The sequence below is a fragment of the Anaeromyxobacter sp. K genome (assembly GCF_000020805.1).
GTDB classification, from domain to species: domain Bacteria; phylum Myxococcota; class Myxococcia; order Myxococcales; family Anaeromyxobacteraceae; genus Anaeromyxobacter; species Anaeromyxobacter dehalogenans.
Genome location: NC_011145.1, coordinates 2,881,580 through 2,901,698, shown reverse-complemented (window position 1 = coordinate 2,901,698; position 20,119 = coordinate 2,881,580). Strand labels below are relative to the sequence as shown.

Genomic DNA, 20,119 nt, shown 5'->3' with positions numbered 1-20,119 from the left:
TAGAGTCGGGCGCCGATGCTCGACCTCTCGCTCCCGTCCGGCCTCCGCGACCTGCTGCCGGATCACTCGGCGCACCTGGCGGAGCTGTCCTCCAAGCTCCACGACGTCTTCTCCCGCTTCGGCTACCGGCGCGTGTTCCTGCCAACGCTGGAGCGGCTCGACGTGGTGGAGCGGGGGCTCTCGCCCGCGGCGCTCGCCGACGTGATGAAGTTCGTCGAGCCGGGCTCGGGCGAGGTGGTCGCGATCCGCCCGGACATCACCCCGCAGATCGCCCGGCTCTACGCGGCGCGCCCGGACGCGCTGCCGTCGCCCGCGCGGCTCTGCTACGACGGCCCGGTGCTCCGCGCGCGCGAGGCGCGGGCGGGCCGGCCGCGCGAGGTCTACCAGGCCGGCGTCGAGCTGCTGGGTGCCGGCGGCGCCTCCGCCGACGCCGAGGCGCTGGTGCTGCTGGCGCGGTCGCTGGAGCGGGTGGGCCTGAAGGCGCCGCGCGTCGAGGTCGGGCACGCGCGCTTCGCCGAGGCGGTGATGGAGGCGGCGCGCCTGCCGGAGCGGCTCCGGTCCGCGGCGTGGGAGGCGCTCTCGCGCAAGGACCGCGCCGCGCTCGCCGCGGCCGCCGCGAAGGGGCGGGGGAGCGCCGAGGCGCGCGAGGCGGTGCCGCAGCTCGCCGGCCTGTTCGGCGACGGCGCGCTCGACCGCGCGCGCGCCATCGCCCGCGCCGTGCCGGAGGCGGCGGCGCCGCTCGCCGAGACCGAGGCGGCGCTGCGCATCGCGCGGCGGCGCGGCGTCCGCGAGGTGGCGGTGGACCTCGGCGAGGCGCGCGGCCTCGGCTACTACACCGGCATCACGTTCGCCGGGTACGCGCCCGGCGCCGGGGCCGCGGTGGCGCGCGGCGGCCGCTACGACGGGCTGCTCGCCCGCTTCGGCCGGCCCGGGCCGGCCATCGGCTTCGCGGTGGACCTGGAGTTCGCCACCCAGGCGCTGGAGCGGGTGAACGGCCGGGGCCGCGGCGTCCGGCCGCGGCGCGCGTCCGCCCGCGGCGGTCGCGCGCGCGCACGTCCGCGCTAGCGGATCCGGGGCCCGGCTGGTAAGGTGTCGCACCTGCGCGTCCCGCCCGCGCCCGGTCCACGGGTGCGCGTGCGCGGCGCGGGACGGCAGCCGTCCCGCGTCCGGGTGGGCCCGCCGACAGGGAGAGCCAAACATGCCGAACGTGGTCGTCGTCGGAGCCCAGTGGGGCGACGAGGGCAAGGGCAAGATCGTCGATCTGCTGACCCAGTACGCCGACGTGGTGGTGCGGTTCCAGGGCGGCAACAACGCCGGCCACACGCTGGTGGTCGGGGGCGAGAAGACCGTCCTCCACCTCATCCCCTCCGGCATCCTCCACCCGGGGAAGTCGTGCGTCATCGGGAACGGCGTGGTGATCGACCCCGAGGTGCTGGTCCTCGAGATCGACCGGCTGAAGGCGAAGGGCGCGCTGAAGGACGACGGCCAGCTGGTGGTCTCGCTGGACGCCCACGTGATCATGCCGTGGCACAAGGCCATCGACGTGGCGCGCGAGCAGGCCATGGGCGAGGGCAAGATCGGCACCACCGGCCGCGGCATCGGGCCGACCTACGAGGACAAGGTGGCCCGCCGCGGGCTGCGCATCCGCGACCTGCTCGACGAGGCGCGCCTCGCGCGCAAGGTGAAGGAGCGCGCCGCGCTCGCCCGCGAGGAGCTGGCGCGCCTCGGGGCGAAGCTCGAGCTGGACGAGCCGGCGCTGGTGAAGCGCTACGCCGAGCTGGGCCGGCGCGTCTCCGGCTACGCCACCGACGTGTCGATCTGGCTGCACCGCGCGCTGCAGCAGGGCAAGTCGCTCCTGTTCGAGGGCGCGCAGGGCACCATGCTCGACGTGGACCACGGCACCTACCCGTTCGTCACCAGCTCGAACACGGTGGCCGGGAACGCGGTGGTCGGGTGCGGCCTCGGGCCGACCGCGGTGGACTACGTGCTCGGCATCTCCAAGGCCTACTCCACGCGCGTGGGCGGCGGCCCGTACCCCACCGAGCTGAAGGACGAGACCGGCGAGCGGCTGCGCAAGCTGGGCGGCGAGTACGGCGCCACCACCGGCCGCCCGCGCCGCACCGGCTGGCTGGACGCGCTCGCGCTCCGCTACGCGGTGCGGGTGAACGGCCTCTCCGGCATCGCCATGACGAAGCTCGACGTCCTCACCGGCTTCGACACGGTCAAGATCGCCGTCGGGTACCGGCTCGACGGCAAGGTCCTCGACGAGATGCCGAGCGACCCGGAGGTCATCGAGCGCTGCACGCCGGTGTACGAGGAGCTGCCCGGCTGGACCGAGAAGCTCGAGCACCTGCGCACCTGGGACGACCTGCCGCCGCGCGCCCGCGCGTACGTGAAGCGGGTCGAGGAGCTCGCCGGCGTGAAGGTCGTCGGCTGCTCCGTCGGCGCCGACCGCGGCGAGACCATCCTGGTCGAGAACCCGTTCCTGGCGCGCTGATCGCCGCTCGCAGGCGGGCGCCCCGGCTCCGGCCGCGGGCGCCCGTGCCGGCTCGCATGCGCCGTCCCATCCTCCTCCTCTGGCTGGCCGCGCTCGTCGCCGGGCCGATCGCGCGCGCCGCCGAGCCGTCGGCGCACGCGGCGGCGCTCGAGGCGCAGGGCGCGGCCCGGCGCCGGCTGGGCGACGCCGCCGGCGCCCTCGAGGCCTACCGCCAGGCGGTGCGCGCCGCGCCCGAGCGGGCGGAGCCGCGCGCGGCCATGGGCGAGCTCCTGCTCGCGGCGGGCTCGGCCGCCGACGCCGCCGAGGCGTTCGCGGTGGCGGCGCGCCTGTCGCCGGAGCTGGCGCCGGCCTGGTGCGGGCTGGCGGTCGCGGCGCGGCGGGCCGGCGAGGCCGGCCGGGCCGCCGAGGCGGGGCGCCGCTGCACCGGGCTCCGCCCCGACGACGCCGCCGCGTGGCGCGCGCTCGCCGAGGCGCTGCGCGACGCCGGCGACGCCGCCGGGGCCGTCCGCGCCCGCGAGGCCGAGCTGCGGCTGGCGGAGGCGGGCGGCGCGCCCGCGGCCGAGCTGGAGGCGACCCGCGCCGCGCTCGCGGCGGACCGGGCGGCCGCCGAGGCGCCGGCCTCCGGCGACGGCCTGGAGCCGCCGCCGCCGAACGCCGCCGCCGTGGCGAAGCTCGCGCAGGGGGACCGCGCGTTCACGGCAGGTGAGTACCGCGCGGCGCTGTTCGCGTACCAGGACGCGGTCTACCTCGACCCCGGCAGCGCGCCGGCGCGGGTGAAGCTCGGCCGCGCGTACCTGGCGCTGCGCTACGCGGAGCAGGCGCTCGCGCAGGCCGAGCAGGCGCTCGCGCTCGACCCGTCGAGCGCCGACGCCCGCCGCCTGGCGGTCGAGGCCGGTGGGGCGCCCCCGCCCGGCGCGCCCGCGCCGTCCGCGGGGAGCGCGCCGGCGACGACGGACGCCGCGCCGTCCGCGCCGCAGCCCTGACGGCCCGGCCCCTTCGCGGAGCGCCGCCGCCGGTGGGCGCGCGCGAACGGACGTTCACGCGGGGTTCCGCGGGCTTCCGCGCGCCGCGCGCCGGAGCGTCCGGGGGCACCTCTCCCGGGCGGCCCGGCGGCGCGCCGGGTGGGATGGCAGGGCTCCGCGCGCGGCCGTACACTTGAGGCATGGAGACGGCGCGGACCTACCGGACCCGCCTGCCGCTCCGGATCGCGGTCGCAGCCGCGGCCGTGCTCTGGGCCGGCGTGCTGGTCGTGCTCCTGGCCGCCCCGGGCTCGGAGGCGCGCTCGGTGCTCTCCGCGGGCGCGTTCGTGGCGTTCTTCCTGGTCTTCACGTTCGTGTACCGGAAGACCTGGATCACGGTGACGCCGGACGGGATCGTCGCCGCGACGCCGCTGCGCGTGCGGCCGGTGCGCTTCGACGAGATCGTCGAGATCGTGGTGCAGGACGGCCTGGCGGGGAGGGTGTACGCCGTGTTCACCCGCCGCGGCCTGGTGCAGTTCACCAGCCTGTTCGCGCGCCACCGCGAGCTGTTCGAGCTGCTGCTGGAGCGTGCGCAGCTCCAGCGCCGCTGACCCGTCAGAGCGCGTGAATCCATCCCCGGACCGAGCCAGGCGGTCGAGACGCGAGCAGCGCGAGGCGCGACGACCGAGCATGCCCGTCGGCATGTGAGGGAGGAGCAACGACGCGATGCGACGCGGATCGGCCGCCGCGGCGACGGGAGGGGATGGGTTCTCGTGCTCTCAGGATCCGGCCGCCGCGAGCGCGAGCGCCGAGAGCGCCAGCAGCACCGCCGCGAGCCGCCGCGGCAGGCGCGGCAGCCGCGGGAGCGCCCGCGCCCGAGGGCGGGCCGGCGCGGGCGGCGCCGCGCGGGCGGGCGGCCCGGGCGCCGCCGGCGGGACCACCAGCGCGAGCGCGCAGCCGCCCAGCTCCAGCTCGTCGCCGGGCGCGAGCGCGCGGGGGCCGCGCTCCACCGCCACCCCGTTCACCCGCAGGCCGTTCTTCGCCCCGAGGTCCTCCACCGTGATCGCGCCGCCGCGGACCCGGACGCGCGCGTGGAGGCGCGACGCCTGCGCCTCCGGCAGGCGGAGGTCGGCGCGACGGCTCCGGCCGAGGGTCTGATCGGGGCCGAGCGGCAGGCGCGCACCGGCGGAGGCGCCGTCGAGCACGAGCAGGTGCGGCCCCGCCGCGGCGGCCCCCCCCGCCGCCCCGGCGCGCAGGATCCCGGCCGCGCAGGTGCGCGTCCGGTGGTCCGCGGACGTCCCGGGGCCGGGCTCCGGCGTCGCCAGCGCGAGCTCCGCGCCGAGGAGCGTGGCGCGCTCGCCCGGTCGGAGCAGCCGGCGGGCGCCGGGTGGGACGGGGTGACCGCCCACGCGCGCACCCGCCACCGCGGGCTCCACCACCACGCCGGCCTCGCAGGGAAGCAGCCGCAGCGCTGCGGGGGGAAGGCCCGCGAGGACGATCCCGTCCGCCTGGGAGCCGCCCGCCGTCATCGCGGCCGCGACGACGATCCCGGGTGCGTCCTCGAGCCCGGGGGCCCGGGCGTGGAGCCTGTGGCGCATGCGCGCCCGGGTTCCACGGCGCGTGCCAGCCGGCCGGCGCCGCGGATCGCCGCAGCGGCGGGGGGATCCCGCGGGCCCGCCGGGGCCGCGACCGTCCGCGGCGCGGCCCCGGCGTCCGCGGCTCAGCGGCCGGCGGGGACCACCGTCCAGCGGCTCTCGGCGCGGGAGCGCGCCGACGGGTCGCCCTGGAAGCGGAGGAACCCGTTCATCTCGAGCGTGTCCACCAGCTCCTCGGCCTCGAGGTCGGAGCAGCCCAGCTCGCTCGCGACCACGTCGCGGAAGTAGCTCCGGCCGCGCAGGTAGCCGACCGGCGGCTCGGTGCTCGGGATGTGGCGCTGGATGCGCTCGGCGAGCGCCGCCAGGTCGATGTCCTCGATGCTCATGCGCGGAAGCTAGGGCTGCTCCCGCCAGGTGGCCAGGGCGTCCAGCACGGAGCCGGCCTCCGCGCGCCGGACCGCCCGGCCGTCGGACAGGAAGCGGACGGCGCCCTCGTCGGTGCGCAGCACCTCGGCGCCCGCCGCGGCCCAGCGCGCCAGCGGCTCCGGGTGCGGGAAGCCGAAGCGGTTGTGCGCCCCCAGGCACGCCACCGCCCACCGGGCCCCGACCGCGCGGACGAACGGCTCGGTGGAGGAGGTGCGCGAGCCGTGGTGCGGGATCTTCACCACGTCGGCGCGGAGCCCGCCGCGCGCGACGGCCGCCGCCTCGCCGGCCGCCTCGACGTCGCCCGGGAACAGGAACGACGTCGCGCCGTAGGTGGCGCGCAGCACCAGCGAGGCGTCGTTCGCGGCGAACGGCGTCCGGTCCCCGCCGAGCGCCTCGAAGCGGACGCCGGCGCGCTCCCAGGCCTCGCCGGGCGCGAGCGGCATCGGCCGGAGCGCCGCGAGCACCTCGCGCGCCGGGCCGTCGCCGCGGTCGCCGTTCGAGAACGCGCGGGCCACCGGGAAGGCCCGCGCCACCGCCTCCAGCCCGAGCACGTGGTCCGGGTGCGGGTGCGAGACGAACACCGCCTCGAGCCGGCGGACCCCGAGGTCGCGCAGCAGCGGCACGAGATCGCGCGCGCCCGGATCCGGCCCACCGCCCGCGGCGCCGCCGCCGTCCACCAGCACCGCGCTCCCGTCCGGCAGCCGGAGCAGCGCCGCGTCGCCCTGGCCGACCGACACGAAGACCACCTCCAGCCCGCCGCGCGCGCGCGCGGCCGCCGCGCGCAGCGGGCCGGGGAGGAGCAGCAGCGCCGCGGCGAGCGCGCCCGCGGGGAGGCGGAGGCGCCGGGGCAGCGCCGGGATCGCGAGGACGAGCGCGGTGGCCGCGGCGGCCGCCCATCCGCCGGGCGCGGCGAGCCCGACCGCCCCCCACCGCGGCGCGGCGGCCGCGTCCGAGACCGCCCGCAGCGCCGCGGCGAGCGGGCCGGCCGCGAGCAGGAACGGCGCCGCCGCCGGCGGGGACGCGGCGGCCGCCACCGCGGCGAGGGCCGCGAGGGCGGTGAGCGCGGCGCCGAGCGGGATGGCGACCACGTTCGCCGCCACCCCGAGCAGCGGGAGCTGGCGGAAGTGGAACGCGAGCACCGGGGCGGTGGCGAGCGTGGCGGCCACCGTCGCGGCCGCGCCGGAGAGGAACGGCTCGGCGAGCCGTGCGCGCCAGCTGCCCGGGGGCGGCCGCGCGACGGGGAGCGCGCGTCGCAGCGGGGTGGCCCAGAGGGCGAGCCCGGCCACGGCCGCGAAGGAGAGCTGGAAGGAGGCGTCGAGCAGCGCGGCGGGTTCGGCCGCGAGGACGGCGAGCGCCGCGAGCGCGAGGGAGTTGAGCGGGTCGGGCGCCCGGTCGAGCAGCGCGCCGGCCAGGATGACGGCCGCGGCGAGCGCGGCCCGGACCACCGGCGCCCCGGCGCCGGTGGCGAGCGCGTACAGGAGGGCGCAGGGGAGGGTGAGCGCGGCGGCGACGCGCCGGGGATCCGCGCGGCTCGCCAGCGCGTCGCTGCGCAGCAGCAGCGCCCGCAGCAGCCGCTCCAACCCGAACGCCACCACCACGAGGTGGAAGCCGGACACGGCCAGCACGTGCGCGAGGCCGCTCCGCGCGAAGGACGCCGACGCGGCGGGGTCGAGCGCGGCGCGGTCGCCGGTGCCGATGGCGCGGACCAGCGCCGCCTGCTCCGGCGGGAGCCAGCGCCCGGCCGCCTCGGCGAGCCGGTCGCGGGCACGCTCCAGCCGCGACGCGGCCGCCGGCGCCGCGGTGCGGACCACCGGTCCCTCGGCGAGCGCCACGAGCGCCGCGCCCCCCGCGCGCAGCCGCTCCCCCGGGTCGCGGCCGCCGGGGTTCCGGCGCCCGGCCGGCGCCCGGAGCACGGCGCGGAACCGCACCTCGTCGCCGAGCGCGAGCGGCCACGGGGTGGGCTCCGCCCAGGCCTCCAGGAGGGCGCCGCCCGGAGTGCGGAGCGGGAACCGGACCCGGTCCTCCAGGCGATCGGGCGCGCCGACCACCCGGCCCCGCAGGCCCACGACGCCTTCCGGCGGAGCGACCGGCGGGACGCGCGCGGAGGCGGCGGCCAGCCAGCCGGCCGCGCCGAACGCGAGCGGGGCGAGGCGCGGGACGAGCGCCAGCGGGAGCGCGCCCAGCGCGGCCGCAGGCACCGCCGCGCCCTCGAGCCCGAGGCCGACGCCCAGCGCCAGGCCGAGGGCGGGCAGGAGCAGCGGCCGGCGCGTCACCGGGCTGCCCCCACGGCCGGCGCACGGGTCGTGACGCAGGCCGCCGTCCCAGCGGGGTCGTCACGAATACGCTCGAAAATTCGAGTGTTATTGACCGTGTCGGGGAGCTGTGGTAGTCTCCCGCGACTAAGCTCCCGCCCCGTAGTCGACCCGTCCGGTCGGCCATCGGCACCGGCGGTGGAGCGGAGGAAGGAATGTCCGCAACGCAGGCTACTCAGGTTGCCCCGAATTTCAAGGTCGGGGACAAGGCCGTCTACCCCGGGCAGGGGGTCGGCGAGGTCATGGGCATCGAGCACAAGGAGGTCGCCGGCCAGCGGCAGTCGTTCTACGTGCTCCGCATCCTGGAGAACGGGATGAAGATCATGATCCCCATGAACAAGGTCGGCTCGGTCGGCCTGCGCGAGATCATCGGGGAGAAGGACGTCCGCCGCGTCTACGGGATCCTCCGGGAGAAGGAGGTCTCGGTGGACTCCACCACCTGGAACCGCCGCTACCGGGAGTACATGGACAAGATCAAGACCGGCAGCGTGTTCGAGATCGCCGAGGTGCTGCGCGACCTCTACCTGCTCCGGTCGGACAAGGACCTCTCGTTCGGCGAGCGGAAGATGCTCGACACCGCGCGCTCGCTCCTCATCAAGGAGCTCGCCATCGCGAAGGCGTGCGACGAGCAGGACGTCGAGGACGACCTGAAGAAGATCTTCAACTGCTGATCCCCCTCCGCGGGATCCGGGGCCGCCGCACGGACGGAAGTCCGCGCGGCGGTCGCGTCTCCGCGCGGATCGCTTGACGTCTGGGCCCGGGTGCGGCACGCGTCCGGGTGGTAGCAGGGGCGGTGCCAGCCGGCGCCGCGGGACGGGCGGCGCGCGCGCCGCGAGGAGGCGACGAGGTGATCCGCGGCGAGCGCGTGATCGGGATCCTGGCGGCGGGCGGCTCGGGGCAGCGGGCCGGCGTCGCCAAGCAATGGCTGGCGCTGGGCGGCGAGACGGTGCTGCGCCGCTCGGCGCGGGTGCTCGCGGCCTGCGACGCGGTGGACGGGCTGGTGGTGGTGGTCCCGCCCGGCGACGAGGCGCGCGGCGAGGCGGAGCTGGCCGGGCTCGGGAAGCCGGTGCGGGCCGTGGCCGGCGGCCCGGCGCGGGCCGACTCGGTGCGCAACGGGCTCGCCGCCGCCGACGGCGCGGTGGTGCTCGTCCACGACGCCGCCCGGCCGTTCGCGAGCGCGGCGCTGGCGGCGCGGGTCGCCGAGGCCGCCGCCCGCGACGGCGCGGCGCTCGCGGCGCTGCCGGCGACCGACACCGTGAAGCGGGCGGAGGCTGGCGCCGCGGTGCCGCGCGTCCTCGAGACGCTGGACCGCCGCACGGTGTGGCTGGCGCAGACGCCTCAGGGCTTCCGCCGCGCGGTGCTCGAGCAGGCCTACGCCGCGGCCGGGCCGTCCGCCTCCGCCGCCACCGACGAGTGCGCGCTGGTGGAGGCGGCCGGGGCGCCGGTCACGCTGGTGCCGGGCGAGGCCGGCAACTTCAAGATCACCGGGCCGGACGACGTGCGCCGCGCCCGCGCGCTGCTCGAGGCGCCGGTCGCGACCGGCGTGGGCTACGACACCCACCGCTTCGCGCCCGGCCGGCGGCTCGTGCTCGGCGGCGTGGAGTTCGAGGGCGACGGCCTGCTCGGCCACTCCGACGCCGACGTCTGCGCGCACGCCATCGGCGACGCCATCCTGGGCGCGGCCGGGCTCGGCGACCTCGGCCGGCACTTTCCCGACACCGACCCGCGCTGGAAGGGCGTCTCCTCGCTGGCGCTGCTCCGCGAGATCTCCGCGAAGGCGGCCGAGCGCGGCTGGCGGGTGGGGAACTGCGACGTGACGCTGGCCGCGAGGCGGCCCAAGATCGCGCCGCGCGCCGAGGAGATGCGCGCGCGGCTGGCCGGGGCGCTCGGGATCTCCCCGGCGCAGGTCAACGTGAAGGCCACCACCGGCGAGGGCATGGGCTTCGTCGGCCGCGAGGAGGGCGTCGCCGCGCACGCGATCGCCCTGCTGGTGCGCGCGGCCGGCTGAGCCGGACCCCGCCGACGAACGGGACACGACAGAGATGAGCATCCAGGTCCACGACACCCTGACCGCGCAGAAGCGCGAGCTGGTCCCCCTCGAGCCGGGCAAGCTCCGGCTCTACGTGTGCGGCCCCACCGTCTACGACTACTCGCACCTCGGCCACGCCCGCTGCTACGTGGTCTGGGACGTGGTGGTCCGCCACCTGCGCGCCCGCGGCCTCGAGGTGCGCTTCGTCCGCAACTTCACCGACGTGGACGACAAGATCATCCAGCGCGCCAACGAGCGCGGCGAGGACCCCATCGCGCTCGCGTCGCGCTTCGCCGACGCGTTCCACGAGGACATGGACGCGCTCGGCAACCTGCGCCCCGACGTCGAGCCGCGGGTGTCCGGCCACATCCCGGAGATCGTCGCGCTGATCGCCCGGCTGGTGGAGCGCGGCTTCGCCTACGCGCCCGGGAACGGCGACGTCTACTACGCGGTCCGCAAGTTCCCCGAGTACGGGCGGCTCTCGAAGCGCAACCTGGACGACCTCATCGCCGGCGCGCGGGTGGAGCCGGGCGAGGCCAAGCGCGACCCGCTCGACTTCGCGCTGTGGAAGGCGGCCAAGCCGGGCGAGCCGGCCTGGGAGTCGCCCTGGGGCAAGGGCCGGCCGGGCTGGCACATCGAGTGCTCGGCCATGACCCAGAAGCACCTGGGCGCGCCCATCGACCTCCACGCCGGCGGCAAGGACCTGGTGTTCCCGCACCACACCAACGAGATCGCGCAGTCGGTGGCGGCCACCAGCGACGGCCTGCACGCCGAGGACTTCGCGCGGTACTGGATGCACAACGGCTTCGTCCAGATCGACGACGAGAAGATGTCGAAGTCGCTCGGCAACTTCTTCACCATCCGCGACGTGCTGGCGCGCTTCGACGGCGAGGCCCTGCGCTTCTTCCTGCTCGGCACGCACTACCGCCGCGACTTCAACTTCTCCGACCAGGTGCTGGCCGAGGCCGAGCGCCGCCTCTCCGCGCTCTACGAGACGGTGGAGAAGGCCGAGCGGCTGGGCGCGGGCGCGGCGCCGGCCGCGGAGCCCGCGTTCGTGGAGCGGGCGCGCGCCGCGCTCGACGACGACTTCAACACGCCGCAGGTGCTGGGCATCGTGGCCGAGGCGTTCACCGAGGCGAACGCCCTCGCGGATCGCAAGGGCAAGAAGTCGCCCGAGGAGAAGGCGCGGCTGGCCGCCTTCGCCCGCGGCGCGCGCGCGGTGGGCGCGGTGCTCGGGATCCTGGACCGCCCGCCGGCGCAGGCGCTCTCGGCCATCCGCGACCGGGCGGCGGCGCGGCGGGGCATCGACGGCGGCGAGGTGGAGCGGTCCATCGCGGAGCGCGCGGCGGCGCGGGCGGCGAAGGACTTCGCGCGCTCCGACGCCATCCGCGACGCGCTCCTGGCCCGCGGCGTCGTCCTGATGGACGGGCCGCAGGGCACGACCTGGAAGGTGGAGTAAGGGCAGGCGCGCGGCCGCGCGCCTCGCCGGCTCATTCCTCGAGCGGCGGCTGCGGGCCGGGGACGATGCCGGCGATGTCCGGATCCTCGCCGGGGGCGAGGGGGTTCGACTCGCGCGACGCCTTCTCGCGCTTGCGCTGCTCCTTCTTCTCTTCCTTGTGGCGCTGCTTGTCTCGCCGCGCCGCTTCCTTCTGCCGCTTGGTCGCTCCGGGGTGGAAGGCCATGGTGTGCGCTCCTTCGAGGTTGGGGGCCTAAAGCGCGAAGGCCCGGCCGAGCGGCCGGGCCCCCACGACACGTGCGACTCCGACCGGCGGCTACGCCCCCCGGACGTTCGCGGCCTGCAGCCCCTTGGGGCCCTTCTTCACCTCGAACTCCACCCGCTGCCCTTCCTGCAGGCTGCGGAAGCCCTCGGCGACGATCGCGGTGTGGTGGACGAACACGTCCTCGCCGCCACCGTCCTGGGAGATGAAGCCGAAGCCCTTCGCATCATTGAACCACTTCACAGTACCACTCGCCATCTGCACACTTCTTTCCGTGTTCGTCCGGGATACACTTCCCGTCGGCCCCGAGCCGCGCCAGAGGCGTGGGACGCCTGTAACGTAGCCGCAGGATGGTGAAAAGTCGAGCAGGTTCCAGGGGGGACGCAGCTCGCTCCCGGGCTAGTGCCAGGCGACCCCGCCCGCGAAGGGGCAGGTGGCGATCGCGCACGATCCGACGTTGCTGACGGTGGCGAGGCCCTTCATCGGGCTGCCGGCGTAGCACCAGACCGCCGCCTGCGTGCCCGTCTCCCGGCAGAGGCAGAACGTGCCGCAGATCGTTGTCCCGTCGAACGTCGTCCCGGTGGCGCTCCAGGCGAGCGCCGCGAGGACGGCCTGGGCCTGGGTGTGCTCGTCCAGGGCGCCGCAATCGTAGTACTTCTGGCCGAGGCCGTTGTCGTGGGCCGTCTGGCAGGCGGTCCCCGCCTCGCAGCAGCCGGTCCCGGGGCAGCAGCCCCCGCCGCAGGCCAGCGGGGCACCGGTGGGACACAGGCAGCGGCCGCCGCTGCACGCCGTCCCCGGTGCGCACGCGGTCCCGCACGTGCCGCAGCTGGCGGGGTCCGAGAGGAGGTCGGTGCAGACGGCGCCGCTCCCGGTCCCGCACACGACCTTCCCGGCCGGGCAGGCGCAGGTCCCGTCGACGCAGTCCTGGCCGGCGGCGCAGGCGTGGCCGCAGGCGCCGCAGTTCCGGATGTCCCCCGCGAGGTTCACGCAGGTCTGCGGCGAGCCGGCCGCCGGGCAGACGTCGGGCAGGGCGGACGGGCACTGGCACGTGCCGCCCAGGCACACGTCGTTGGTGAGCGGGCAGACCGTGCCGCAGCCGCCGCAGTTCGACGCGTCGATGCGGGTGTCGGTGCAGGCCGCGCCGCAGGCGGTCCGGGGCGGGCTGCAGGTGCACGCGCCGGCCACGCACTCCGGCGCCGGCTGCCCGCAGGCCACGTCGCAGGCACCGCAGTGGGTCCGGTCCGCCTGGAGGTCCACGCACTCCGGGCTCGCGCCCGGGCAGGCGCTCGCGCCCGCCGCGCAGTCGCAGGCGCCGCCGGCGCAGGTGCCGAGGCCGCACGCGTGGCCGCAGGTCCCGCAGTTCGCGGCGTCGGTGGCCGGATCCACGCACCGCCCGCCGCAGGGGATCTGCCCGGCCGGGCAGGCGCACGCGCCCGCCGTGCAGGCCGCGCCGGCCGCGCACGCGTGGAGGCAGGCGCCGCAGTGGATCGTGCTCGACTGCAGGTCGACGCAGGTGCCGCCGCAGTCGGTCTGGCCGGCCGGGCACGACGTCTTCGAGCCCCCGCTGCACGCGGCCAGCGCGAGGGCGAGGACCAGGGGGACGGCGCGGACGGCGTGGACGAGCGGGTGCATGGGGGCCTCCCGGAGCGGGGCTCCAGATTACTCTGGGTGGGAAGCGGAGTGGGGCCCGGAGCGCGCGGCAAGCGGCCGCTGAACCCGCCGGGGAGGGCTGTTACATTCCCGCGGTGCCCTTCGACCTCCAGAGCGCGTTCCAGCCCACCGGCGACCAGCCGCGGGCCATCGGCGAGCTGACCGACGGCCTGCGCCGCGGCGAGCGCCACCAGGTGCTGCTCGGCGTCACCGGCTCCGGGAAGACGTTCACCGTCGCGAACGTGGTCGCCGAGGTGAAGCGCCCCACGCTCGTCATCGCCCACAACAAGACGCTGGCGGCCCAGCTCTACGCGGAGTTCAAGGAGCTCTTCCCGACCGCCGCGGTGCACTACTTCGTCAGCTACTACGACTACTACCAGCCCGAGGCGTACGTCCCCTCGACGGACACGTACATCGAGAAGGACTCGTCCATCAACGACGAGATCGACCGGATGCGCCACGCGGCCACCCACGCGCTGCTCACCCGGAACGACGTGCTCATCGTGGCCTCCGTCTCGTGCATCTACGGCCTCGGCACCGCCGAGGCCTACCACGGCCTGCTGCAGCGCCTCGAGCGCGGGCAGGAGTTCCTGCGCGACCGCTTCATCCGCTCGCTCATCGACATCCAGTACGAGCGGAACGACCTCGACTTCCACCGCGGCACGTTCCGGGTGCGCGGCGACACCATCGAGGTGTTCCCGCCGTACGAGGAGGACCGCGCCGTCCGCATCGAGTTCTTCGGCGACGTGGTCGAGTCGATCCACGAGTTCGACCCGCTCCGCGGCGTCACGCTCGCCGAGCTGGACAAGGTCGCGATCTTCCCGAACAGCCACTACGTGTCGGCGCCGGAGGTCCGGGCGCGGGCCATCGCCGGCGTCCGCGAGGAGCTGCGCGAGCGGCTCGGCGAGCTGAAGGCGGCGAACAAGCTGGTCGAGGCGCAGCGGCTCGAGCAGCGGACGATGTTCGACCTGGAGATGCTGGAGCAGATGGGCTTCTGCCCCGGCATCGAGAACTACTCGCGGTGGCTCTCGGGACGGAAGGCGGGCGATCCGCCGCCCTGCCTCCTCGACTACTTCCCGAAGGACTTCCTCCTCGTCATCGACGAGTCGCACCAGACCGTCCCGCAGATCGGGTCGATGTACCGCGGCGATCGCTCGCGCAAGGAGACGCTGGTGGAGTTCGGGTTCCGGCTCCCCTCCGCGCTCGACAACCGCCCGCTCAAGTTCGAGGAGTTCCAGGCGCTGGTCCGCCAGGCCATCTACGTGTCCGCGACGCCCGCCGCGTACGAGCTGGAGCAGGCGCAGGGCGTCGTCGTCGAGCAGCTGATCCGGCCCACCGGGCTGGTGGATCCGCAGATCGAGGTCCGGCCGGTGGGCTCCCAGGTGGACGACCTGCTGGGCGAGGTGCGCAAGCGGGCCGAGGCGGGGGAGCGGGTGCTCGTGACCACGCTCACCAAGCGCATGGCCGAGGACCTCACCGAGTACTTCACCGACGTCGGCGTGCGCTGCCGGTACCTGCACTCGGACATCGACACGCTGGAGCGGAGCGCGGTGATCCGCGACCTGCGCCGCGGCGAGTTCGACGTGCTCATCGGCATCAACCTGCTGCGGGAGGGGCTCGACATCCCCGAGGTCTCGCTGGTGGCCGTCCTCGACGCGGACAAGGAGGGGTTCCTGCGCTCGGCGGTGTCGCTCATCCAGACCATCGGGCGCGCCGCGCGCAACGTGAACGGCCGCGTGCTGCTCTACGCCGACGCGATCACCGCCTCCATGCGCCAGGCCATCGACGAGACCGGGCGCCGCCGCGAGATCCAGGAGCGCTACAACGCGGAGCACGGCATCACCCCCACCACCGTGAAGCGGAACATCAGCGACCTCGGCATGGCGGTGGTCGAGGCGGACTACGTGACCGTGCCGCTCGCGGCCGAGGAGGGCGCGGAGTACCGGCCCGAGCAGCTCCCGGAGATCGTGGCGGCGCTCGAGCGCGAGATGCAGGACGCGGCCCGCGCGCTGGAGTTCGAGAAGGCGGCGCAGCTGCGCGACCGGGTGCAGGCGCTGAAGGACCTCCAGCTCGGGCTGCCGGCGCGCGCCGCGGGGGCGAGGGGATCGCTGGGGAGCGGGGCGGTGGCGAGCGCGGCCGCCATGGGCAAGCTGCGCGGGGCGAAGCGTCCGCCGCAGCGGCGCCGCCGGCGCTGAGGGTCAGTCCTGCAGCCCCCAGCGCTTGAGCTTGCGCCACAGGGTGGACTTGTCGATCCCGAGCGCCCGCGCCGCCTCGGCGCGCCGGCCACCGCAGCGCTCCAGCACGCGCCGGACGTGCTCGCGCTCCGCGTCGTCCATGGCGAGCGGCTCCGGCGCCGCCCCGGGCGCCTCCGCGGCGCCGGCCAGCGACGCCGCGGGGCCGACCAGCAGCGAGGCCGGCGACAGCAGCGGTCCGGCCTCGAGGATCAGCGCGCGCTCGATCACGTTCTCGAGCTCCCGGACGTTGCCGGGGTAGTCGTAGGCGGCGAGCCTGGCGAGCCCCTCGGGCGAGATCCCGGTGACGGCGGGGTTCACGTGCCGGTGCTTGCGCAGGAAGTGCCCGGCCAGCGCGGGGACGTCCTCGCGCCGCTCGCGCAGCGGCGGGATCGGCAGCGTCACCACGCCGAGCCGGTAGTACAGGTCCTGCCGGAAGCGCCCCTCGCGCGCGGCGCGCTCCAGGGGCTCGTTGGTGGCGGCGATCACGCGCACGTCCACCGGGATGGGCGCGGTGCCGCCCACCCGCTGCACCCTCCGCTCCTGCAGCACGCGCAGCAGCCGCACCTGGAACGCCGGCGTGGTCGCGCCGACCTCGTCGAGCAGGATGGTCCCGCCGTCCGCCGCCTCGAAGTACCCGGCGCGCCGGCTCACCGCGCCGGTGAACGCGCCGCGCTCGTGCCCGAACAGCTCGCTCTCCAGCAGCGTCGCCGAGAGCGCGCCGCAGTTGACCGCCACGAACGCGCGCCCCGCCCGCGGGCTCCACGCGTGCAGCAGCCGCGCGAAGACCTCCTTCCCGACGCCGGTCTCGCCCTGGATCAGCACGGTCGAGTCGGTGCGCGCCGCCCGCCGGGCGACCTCCAGGAGCGGCGCCATGCGCGGGTGCGCGGACAGGACCACGCCCTCCGGGCCGCCGGGCGCCGCCGCCTCCTCCTGCAGCCGCACCCGGGCCACGAGGCGCCGCCGCTCCAGCGCGCGGTCGAGGCGGAGCACGACGTCCTCCGGCTCGAACGGCTTCGCCAGGTAGTCCTCCGCGCCGCGCTTGATCGCCTCGACGGCGCCGGACAGCGAGGAGTGGCCGGTGATGACGAACACCAGCACCTCGGGGTCGAGCTCGCGCGCCCGCGCCAGGACCTGGATGCCGTCGAGCCCGGGCATCCGGAGGTCGGTGAGCACGGCGTCGGCGCCGTGCTCGGCGAGGTGCCGCAGCGCCGCGGCGGGGTCGCCGAACGCGCGCACCTGGTGCCCCGGCGAGAGCAGCCGCACCAGCACGCGCTGCGCGACCGGATCGTCGTCCACCACCAGCACGCGGGCCATCAGGCGGCCTCCGCCGGGAGCTCCACGGTGAACGTCGCGCCGCGGCCCGGGGCCGAGTCCACCCGCAGCGCGCCGCCGTGGCTGCGCACGATGCCGTAGCTCACCGAGAGGCCGAGCCCGGTGCCCTGGCCGACCTCCTTGGTCGTGAAGAACGGGTCGAAGATGCGGGGCAGGTGCGCCGGGTCGATGCCGGCCCCGTGGTCGGTCACGCGCACCGAGACGCGGCCGTCCGCGGCCCCGGTCGACACCTCGACCCGCCCGCCCGGGCCCGAGGCGTCGATCGCGTTCAGCAGCAGGTTCACGAACACCTGCTCGAGCTGCGCGGCGTCCACCACGGCCGGCCGCGCCGGCCCGGGCTGGAACGCGAGCGCCACGCCCTTGCCCTCGGCCCGCAGCCGCACCAGCTCCAGCGCGCCCCGCACCAGCCCGTCCACGTCGTGGGCGGCGAGCGCGGGCGGCTGCCGCCGCGCGAAGCGGAGCAGGCCCTGGATGATGGCGCTGCAGCGGCGCGTCTGCTCGGTCACGTCGGCGAGGTCCTGCGAGAGCGCCCGCGGGTCCGCCGGCCCGGCCTCGAGGTCGCGCTTCGCCAGCGACGCGAGCGCCCGGATGTTGGAGAGCGGGGTGTTGAGCTCGTGGGCGAGGCCGGCCGCCATCTCGCCGATCGACGCGAGCTTCTCGGTCTCGCGGAGCTGCCGCTCGGAGCGCTCGCGCTCGGCCAGGTGCTCCCGCATCACCGCCGCCATCCGGTTCACCGCCTCGCCCACCACCGCGATCTCGCGGCCGCCGCCCACCGGCACCCGCACCGAGAGGTCCTCGCCCAGGCGGCGGACGCCGTCGGCGAGCGATCGCAGCGGCCGGGTGAGCGTGCGCGACATGAGCAGGGCGGCGAGCACCATGCCGGCGAGCACCACCACCGAGAGCCCGACCACCGTCGCGCGCAGGCGCGCCACCGGCCGCGCGAAGTGCGCCTCGCGCGCCGCCAGCACGATCACCCACCCGCGGTCCGCGCGCCCGTACGGCGAGTAGTAGACGTGCGCGAGGAGGTCGCCGGTCCCGGGCTGCACGCCGAGCCCGGCGTCGCTGGACATCCACGACCGGACCACGTCCTCGGGGTACTGCCTCCAGGCGGTGACGTGCGTCCCGGTCTGGTTGCCGAACTCGCAGCCGCCGTCGGGGTGGAACAGGTAGATGCCGGAGCGCTCGGCCTCGGCGAGGTTCCGCTCCACCAGGAACGCGGAGCCCTGCTCGGGCGGGATGAGCCGGTTCAGCAGCGCGCCGACCTGGGCGCCCCAGACGTTCACGACGAGCACGCCAGCGCGCGCGCCGGAGGGGAACGACAGCGGCGTCGCGAAGCGGACGATGGCGGGGCACCACGCCTCCTCGCCCTCCACGCGCCCGCGCTCGAGGTTGGAGACGATCACGGTCCCGGGCGCCGCGCGGACCGCCTCCTCGAAGAACGGGCGGCCGCGGATCGACTGGATCGCGGGCAGGCCGAGCGGCCCGCGCCGCGCCGAGGTGGGGGCGCTCACCTTGCCCTCGCGGATCTTGAGGACCTCGTTCCCCTCGGCGTCCACGACGCGGACGGCCTGCAGGGCCGGGTCGAGCCGCTGCGCCGCCAGGAAGATCGCCGTCACCGCCGCGAACGCGGCGCCGTCCGTCCGGCCCCGCTCCGCGGCCGCGAGCGCGGCGGCGACCTCGGGCGAGGCGGCCAGGGCGGCCGCGGTGCGCTCACCGTGCCGGACCAGCTCCTGGACCTCGCGCGCCGATCCGGCGGCGAGCGTCCGGATGTGCGACTCGGTGCGGCTGCGCACCAGGCCCTCGGCCACGCCGAGCACGACCAGCGAGAACGCGACGAAGGACGGGATGCCCACGCCCAGCATCGTCGCGAGCATCCGGGCGCCGATCCCGGCCCGGCGGGCGGGACCGTTGCGCTCCTGCAACCTCGGCGCGTCCTCGCGTTGCATCCTGCAATCCTCCGGTCCGGCCCCGGCGGCGCGCTGTAAAAATCCGCTTGGTGCCGCGGGAGCTTACCACCGGCGCCCCGGCGGCACGCGCCTGGAAAGAGGCACCGGCCGTGCCCGCGAGGCGGGCCACGCCGGCGCCTGCGCGCCCGGCGAAGGAGGCCACCATGCTCCGTCCATCCCGTGCCGCCGCGCTCGTCGCGGCGAACCTGTCCCTCGCGGCCCTCGCGGCCTGCAGCGAGCCGCGCTCGCGCACCGCGGCCGCGGCGGCGCCGTCCCCCGCCGATCCGCAGCCGGCGCCCGCGCCGGCGGATCCGCAGGCCGCGTACCTCGCCGCCCGCCGGGCCGAGGTGGCGGCGATGCCCGACCCGCCCGCGGCGCTCCCGCGGAGCAGCGGCACGCGGCAGGAGCTCGCCTACATGATCGAGCTCGGCGAGAAGCTGCTGCGCGAGACGAACACGCACCCGCTCACGGCGCCGTACGTCGCCGCGTCCGGGCTCACCTGCAGCTCGTGCCACCTGGACGCGGGGAGGAAGAAGGCCATCGCCTCCACGTTCATCGGTGCGGCCGCGTCCTTCCCGGCGTTCAACGACCGCGACGGCGGCGTGATCACGCTCCAGGATCGCGTGAACGGCTGCTTCATGCGGAGCATGAACGGGACGCGGCTCCCGGAGAACTCGGAGGCGCTGCTCGCGATCGTCTCCTACATCAACTGGCTGTCGCAGGGCTTCCCGCTGCAGCCGAACCCGGACCGCGCGGTCTCCTCGCTGAACCGGTCCTTCCCCAACCCGGCCATCAAGGCCATGGCCCTCGCCGGCAAGGCGGTGGCCGCGAACGGCGCGTCGATCTACGACTCGCGCTGCGCGCCGTGCCACGGCGTGCACGGGGAGGGCATCGTGGGCGCGCCGCCGGTCTGGGGCGAGCGCGCGTACAACAAGGGCGCGGGCATGGCGAACGACGTCCAGGCGGGCAGCTGGATCCAGTTCAACATGCCGCCCGCGGAGGAGCTGACGCTCACCGATCAGGAGGCGCTCGACGTGGCGGCGTTCGTGAACGCGCAGCCGCACCCGACCTTCCTCGAGGCGGAGCACCTGCCGGACGGCGGCGGCGGCTACGGCGGGCCGGAGATCGTGTACCACTACGGCGCGTCGTTCACGGCCGAGCAGCTCGCGGTCCGCGTCCCCTCGGGCCCGACCGCCGGCCCGGCGCCGGACGGCGCGGCCCTGTACGCGGCCCGATGCGCCGCCTGCCACGGCGCCCTGGCCGCCTCGGCGGTCCGGGGCCGCACCGCGGCGCAGATCTCCGCCGCGATCGCGGGGCTGGGCTCCATGGCCGGCCTGAAGGACCTCTCCGGCGCGCAGCTCGAGGCCATCGCCGCCGCGCTGCGCTAGCGGGCCGGCGGGCGGCGGCGGCGCACGGACGCC

Annotated in this window: 17 protein-coding genes; 9 read left to right on the top strand and 8 right to left on the bottom strand. The window is 76.4% G+C overall.

All coding sequences use genetic code 11. The features are described from left to right. Positions 1 to 15: 15 nt before the first annotated feature. From hisZ to ANAEK_RS13045, 4 genes are all read left to right on the top strand, one after another. The gene (gene hisZ, locus ANAEK_RS13060) at positions 16 to 1,065 is read left to right on the top strand and encodes an ATP phosphoribosyltransferase regulatory subunit (protein ID WP_012526606.1); all 1,050 of its coding nucleotides are present in this window, start codon (positions 16 to 18) and stop codon (positions 1,063 to 1,065) included. Between the two features lie 133 nt (positions 1,066 to 1,198). Continuing rightward, positions 1,199 to 2,497: an adenylosuccinate synthase gene (locus ANAEK_RS13055; RefSeq protein WP_012526605.1), complete on the top strand. Its 1,299-nt coding sequence runs from the start codon at positions 1,199 to 1,201 to the stop codon at positions 2,495 to 2,497. A 56-nt stretch (positions 2,498 to 2,553) separates the two neighbouring features. Further along, the gene (locus tag ANAEK_RS13050; protein WP_012526604.1) at positions 2,554 to 3,480 is read left to right on the top strand and encodes a hypothetical protein; all 927 of its coding nucleotides are present in this window, start codon (positions 2,554 to 2,556) and stop codon (positions 3,478 to 3,480) included. A 179-nt stretch (positions 3,481 to 3,659) separates the two neighbouring features. After that, a complete protein-coding gene (locus ANAEK_RS13045) occupies positions 3,660 to 4,067 on the top strand; it encodes a hypothetical protein (RefSeq protein ID WP_012526603.1) in 408 nt (135 codons plus the stop codon). A gap of 168 nt (positions 4,068 to 4,235) precedes the next feature. On the opposite strand, the gene ANAEK_RS13040 is transcribed toward ANAEK_RS13045, so the two are convergent. The 3 genes from ANAEK_RS13040 to ANAEK_RS13030 form a co-directional block, all read right to left on the bottom strand. After that, complete coding sequence (locus ANAEK_RS13040; protein WP_012526602.1) at positions 4,236 to 5,054, bottom strand: FHA domain-containing protein; 819 nt, start codon at positions 5,052 to 5,054, stop codon at positions 4,236 to 4,238. Between the two features lie 122 nt (positions 5,055 to 5,176). Then, positions 5,177 to 5,437, bottom strand: a complete 261-nt coding sequence (locus tag ANAEK_RS13035) for a hypothetical protein (RefSeq protein ID WP_012526601.1) — start codon at positions 5,435 to 5,437, stop codon at positions 5,177 to 5,179. Positions 5,438 to 5,446: 9 nt separating this feature from the next. Continuing rightward, positions 5,447 to 7,750: a DNA internalization-related competence protein ComEC/Rec2 gene (locus tag ANAEK_RS13030; RefSeq protein WP_012526600.1), complete on the bottom strand. Its 2,304-nt coding sequence runs from the start codon at positions 7,748 to 7,750 to the stop codon at positions 5,447 to 5,449. A 194-nt stretch (positions 7,751 to 7,944) separates the two neighbouring features. Here ANAEK_RS13030 and ANAEK_RS13025 point away from each other — a divergent pair, with 194 nt between their 5' ends. The 3 genes from ANAEK_RS13025 to cysS all read left to right on the top strand — a co-directional run bounded on the left by ANAEK_RS13025 (position 7,945) and on the right by cysS (position 11,277). After that, positions 7,945 to 8,460: a CarD family transcriptional regulator gene (locus ANAEK_RS13025; protein ID WP_011420328.1), complete on the top strand. Its 516-nt coding sequence runs from the start codon at positions 7,945 to 7,947 to the stop codon at positions 8,458 to 8,460. Positions 8,461 to 8,636: 176 nt separating this feature from the next. Then, on the top strand, positions 8,637 to 9,797 hold the full coding sequence (gene ispD, locus ANAEK_RS13020; protein WP_012526599.1) for a 2-C-methyl-D-erythritol 4-phosphate cytidylyltransferase: 1,161 nt from the start codon (positions 8,637 to 8,639) through the stop codon (positions 9,795 to 9,797). Positions 9,798 to 9,831: 34 nt separating this feature from the next. Then, positions 9,832 to 11,277, top strand: a complete 1,446-nt coding sequence (gene cysS / locus ANAEK_RS13015) for a cysteine--tRNA ligase (RefSeq protein WP_012526598.1) — start codon at positions 9,832 to 9,834, stop codon at positions 11,275 to 11,277. 31 nt (positions 11,278 to 11,308) lie between these two features. Here cysS and ANAEK_RS13010 read toward each other — a convergent pair whose 3' ends face one another. From ANAEK_RS13010 to ANAEK_RS13000, 3 genes are all read right to left on the bottom strand, one after another. After that, positions 11,309 to 11,500, bottom strand: a complete 192-nt coding sequence (locus tag ANAEK_RS13010) for a hypothetical protein (protein ID WP_012526597.1) — start codon at positions 11,498 to 11,500, stop codon at positions 11,309 to 11,311. A gap of 90 nt (positions 11,501 to 11,590) precedes the next feature. After that, the gene (locus tag ANAEK_RS13005) at positions 11,591 to 11,794 is read right to left on the bottom strand and encodes a cold-shock protein (RefSeq protein WP_011420331.1); all 204 of its coding nucleotides are present in this window, start codon (positions 11,792 to 11,794) and stop codon (positions 11,591 to 11,593) included. A gap of 141 nt (positions 11,795 to 11,935) precedes the next feature. Beyond that, the gene (locus tag ANAEK_RS13000) at positions 11,936 to 13,168 is read right to left on the bottom strand and encodes a hypothetical protein (protein WP_012526596.1); all 1,233 of its coding nucleotides are present in this window, start codon (positions 13,166 to 13,168) and stop codon (positions 11,936 to 11,938) included. A 113-nt stretch (positions 13,169 to 13,281) separates the two neighbouring features. On the opposite strand from ANAEK_RS13000, the gene uvrB reads away from it, so the two are divergent. Continuing rightward, positions 13,282 to 15,381 (top strand): excinuclease ABC subunit UvrB, encoded by a 2,100-nt coding sequence (gene uvrB, locus ANAEK_RS12995; protein ID WP_012526595.1) that lies wholly within the window; start codon positions 13,282 to 13,284, stop codon positions 15,379 to 15,381. A 3-nt stretch (positions 15,382 to 15,384) separates the two neighbouring features. Here uvrB and ANAEK_RS12990 read toward each other — a convergent pair whose 3' ends face one another. Continuing rightward, positions 15,385 to 16,734: a sigma-54 dependent transcriptional regulator gene (locus tag ANAEK_RS12990; protein ID WP_012526594.1), complete on the bottom strand. Its 1,350-nt coding sequence runs from the start codon at positions 16,732 to 16,734 to the stop codon at positions 15,385 to 15,387. Further along, on the bottom strand, positions 16,734 to 18,698 hold the full coding sequence (locus ANAEK_RS12985; RefSeq protein ID WP_012526593.1) for a sensor histidine kinase: 1,965 nt from the start codon (positions 18,696 to 18,698) through the stop codon (positions 16,734 to 16,736). The genes ANAEK_RS12990 and ANAEK_RS12985 overlap by 1 nt, the downstream gene beginning before the upstream one ends. Positions 18,699 to 18,862: 164 nt before the next feature. Between ANAEK_RS12985 and ANAEK_RS12980 the strand changes: the two genes are divergently transcribed. Continuing rightward, positions 18,863 to 20,086 carry a c-type cytochrome gene (locus ANAEK_RS12980; RefSeq protein WP_012526592.1) on the top strand — a complete coding sequence of 408 codons (1,224 nt, stop codon included), beginning with the start codon at positions 18,863 to 18,865 and terminating at the stop codon, positions 20,084 to 20,086. The last annotated feature ends 33 nt before the right edge of the window (positions 20,087 to 20,119 follow it).

Excerpts from the sequence above, each read along its gene's own strand:
- ANAEK_RS13005 (WP_011420331.1), bottom strand. The coding sequence starts at position 11,794 with ATGGCGAGTGGTACTGTGAAGTGGTTCAATGATGCGAAGGGCTTCGGC.
- ANAEK_RS13055 (WP_012526605.1), top strand. The coding sequence starts at position 1,199 with ATGCCGAACGTGGTCGTCGTCGGAGCCCAGTGGGGCGACGAGGGCAAG.
- ANAEK_RS12985 (WP_012526593.1), bottom strand. The coding sequence starts at position 18,698 with ATGCAACGCGAGGACGCGCCGAGGTTGCAGGAGCGCAACGGTCCCGCC.
- ANAEK_RS13000 (WP_012526596.1), bottom strand. The coding sequence starts at position 13,168 with ATGCACCCGCTCGTCCACGCCGTCCGCGCCGTCCCCCTGGTCCTCGCC.
- cysS (WP_012526598.1), top strand. The coding sequence starts at position 9,832 with ATGAGCATCCAGGTCCACGACACCCTGACCGCGCAGAAGCGCGAGCTG.
- ANAEK_RS13025 (WP_011420328.1), top strand. The coding sequence starts at position 7,945 with ATGTCCGCAACGCAGGCTACTCAGGTTGCCCCGAATTTCAAGGTCGGG.
- ANAEK_RS13010 (WP_012526597.1), bottom strand. The coding sequence starts at position 11,500 with ATGGCCTTCCACCCCGGAGCGACCAAGCGGCAGAAGGAAGCGGCGCGG.
- ANAEK_RS13045 (WP_012526603.1), top strand. The coding sequence starts at position 3,660 with ATGGAGACGGCGCGGACCTACCGGACCCGCCTGCCGCTCCGGATCGCG.
- ANAEK_RS12980 (WP_012526592.1), top strand. The coding sequence starts at position 18,863 with ATGCTCCGTCCATCCCGTGCCGCCGCGCTCGTCGCGGCGAACCTGTCC.
- ANAEK_RS13035 (WP_012526601.1), bottom strand. The coding sequence starts at position 5,437 with ATGAGCATCGAGGACATCGACCTGGCGGCGCTCGCCGAGCGCATCCAG.
- ANAEK_RS12990 (WP_012526594.1), bottom strand. The coding sequence starts at position 16,734 with ATGGCCCGCGTGCTGGTGGTGGACGACGATCCGGTCGCGCAGCGCGTG.
- hisZ (WP_012526606.1), top strand. The coding sequence starts at position 16 with ATGCTCGACCTCTCGCTCCCGTCCGGCCTCCGCGACCTGCTGCCGGAT.
- ANAEK_RS13050 (WP_012526604.1), top strand. The coding sequence starts at position 2,554 with ATGCGCCGTCCCATCCTCCTCCTCTGGCTGGCCGCGCTCGTCGCCGGG.
- ANAEK_RS13040 (WP_012526602.1), bottom strand. The coding sequence starts at position 5,054 with ATGCGCCACAGGCTCCACGCCCGGGCCCCCGGGCTCGAGGACGCACCC.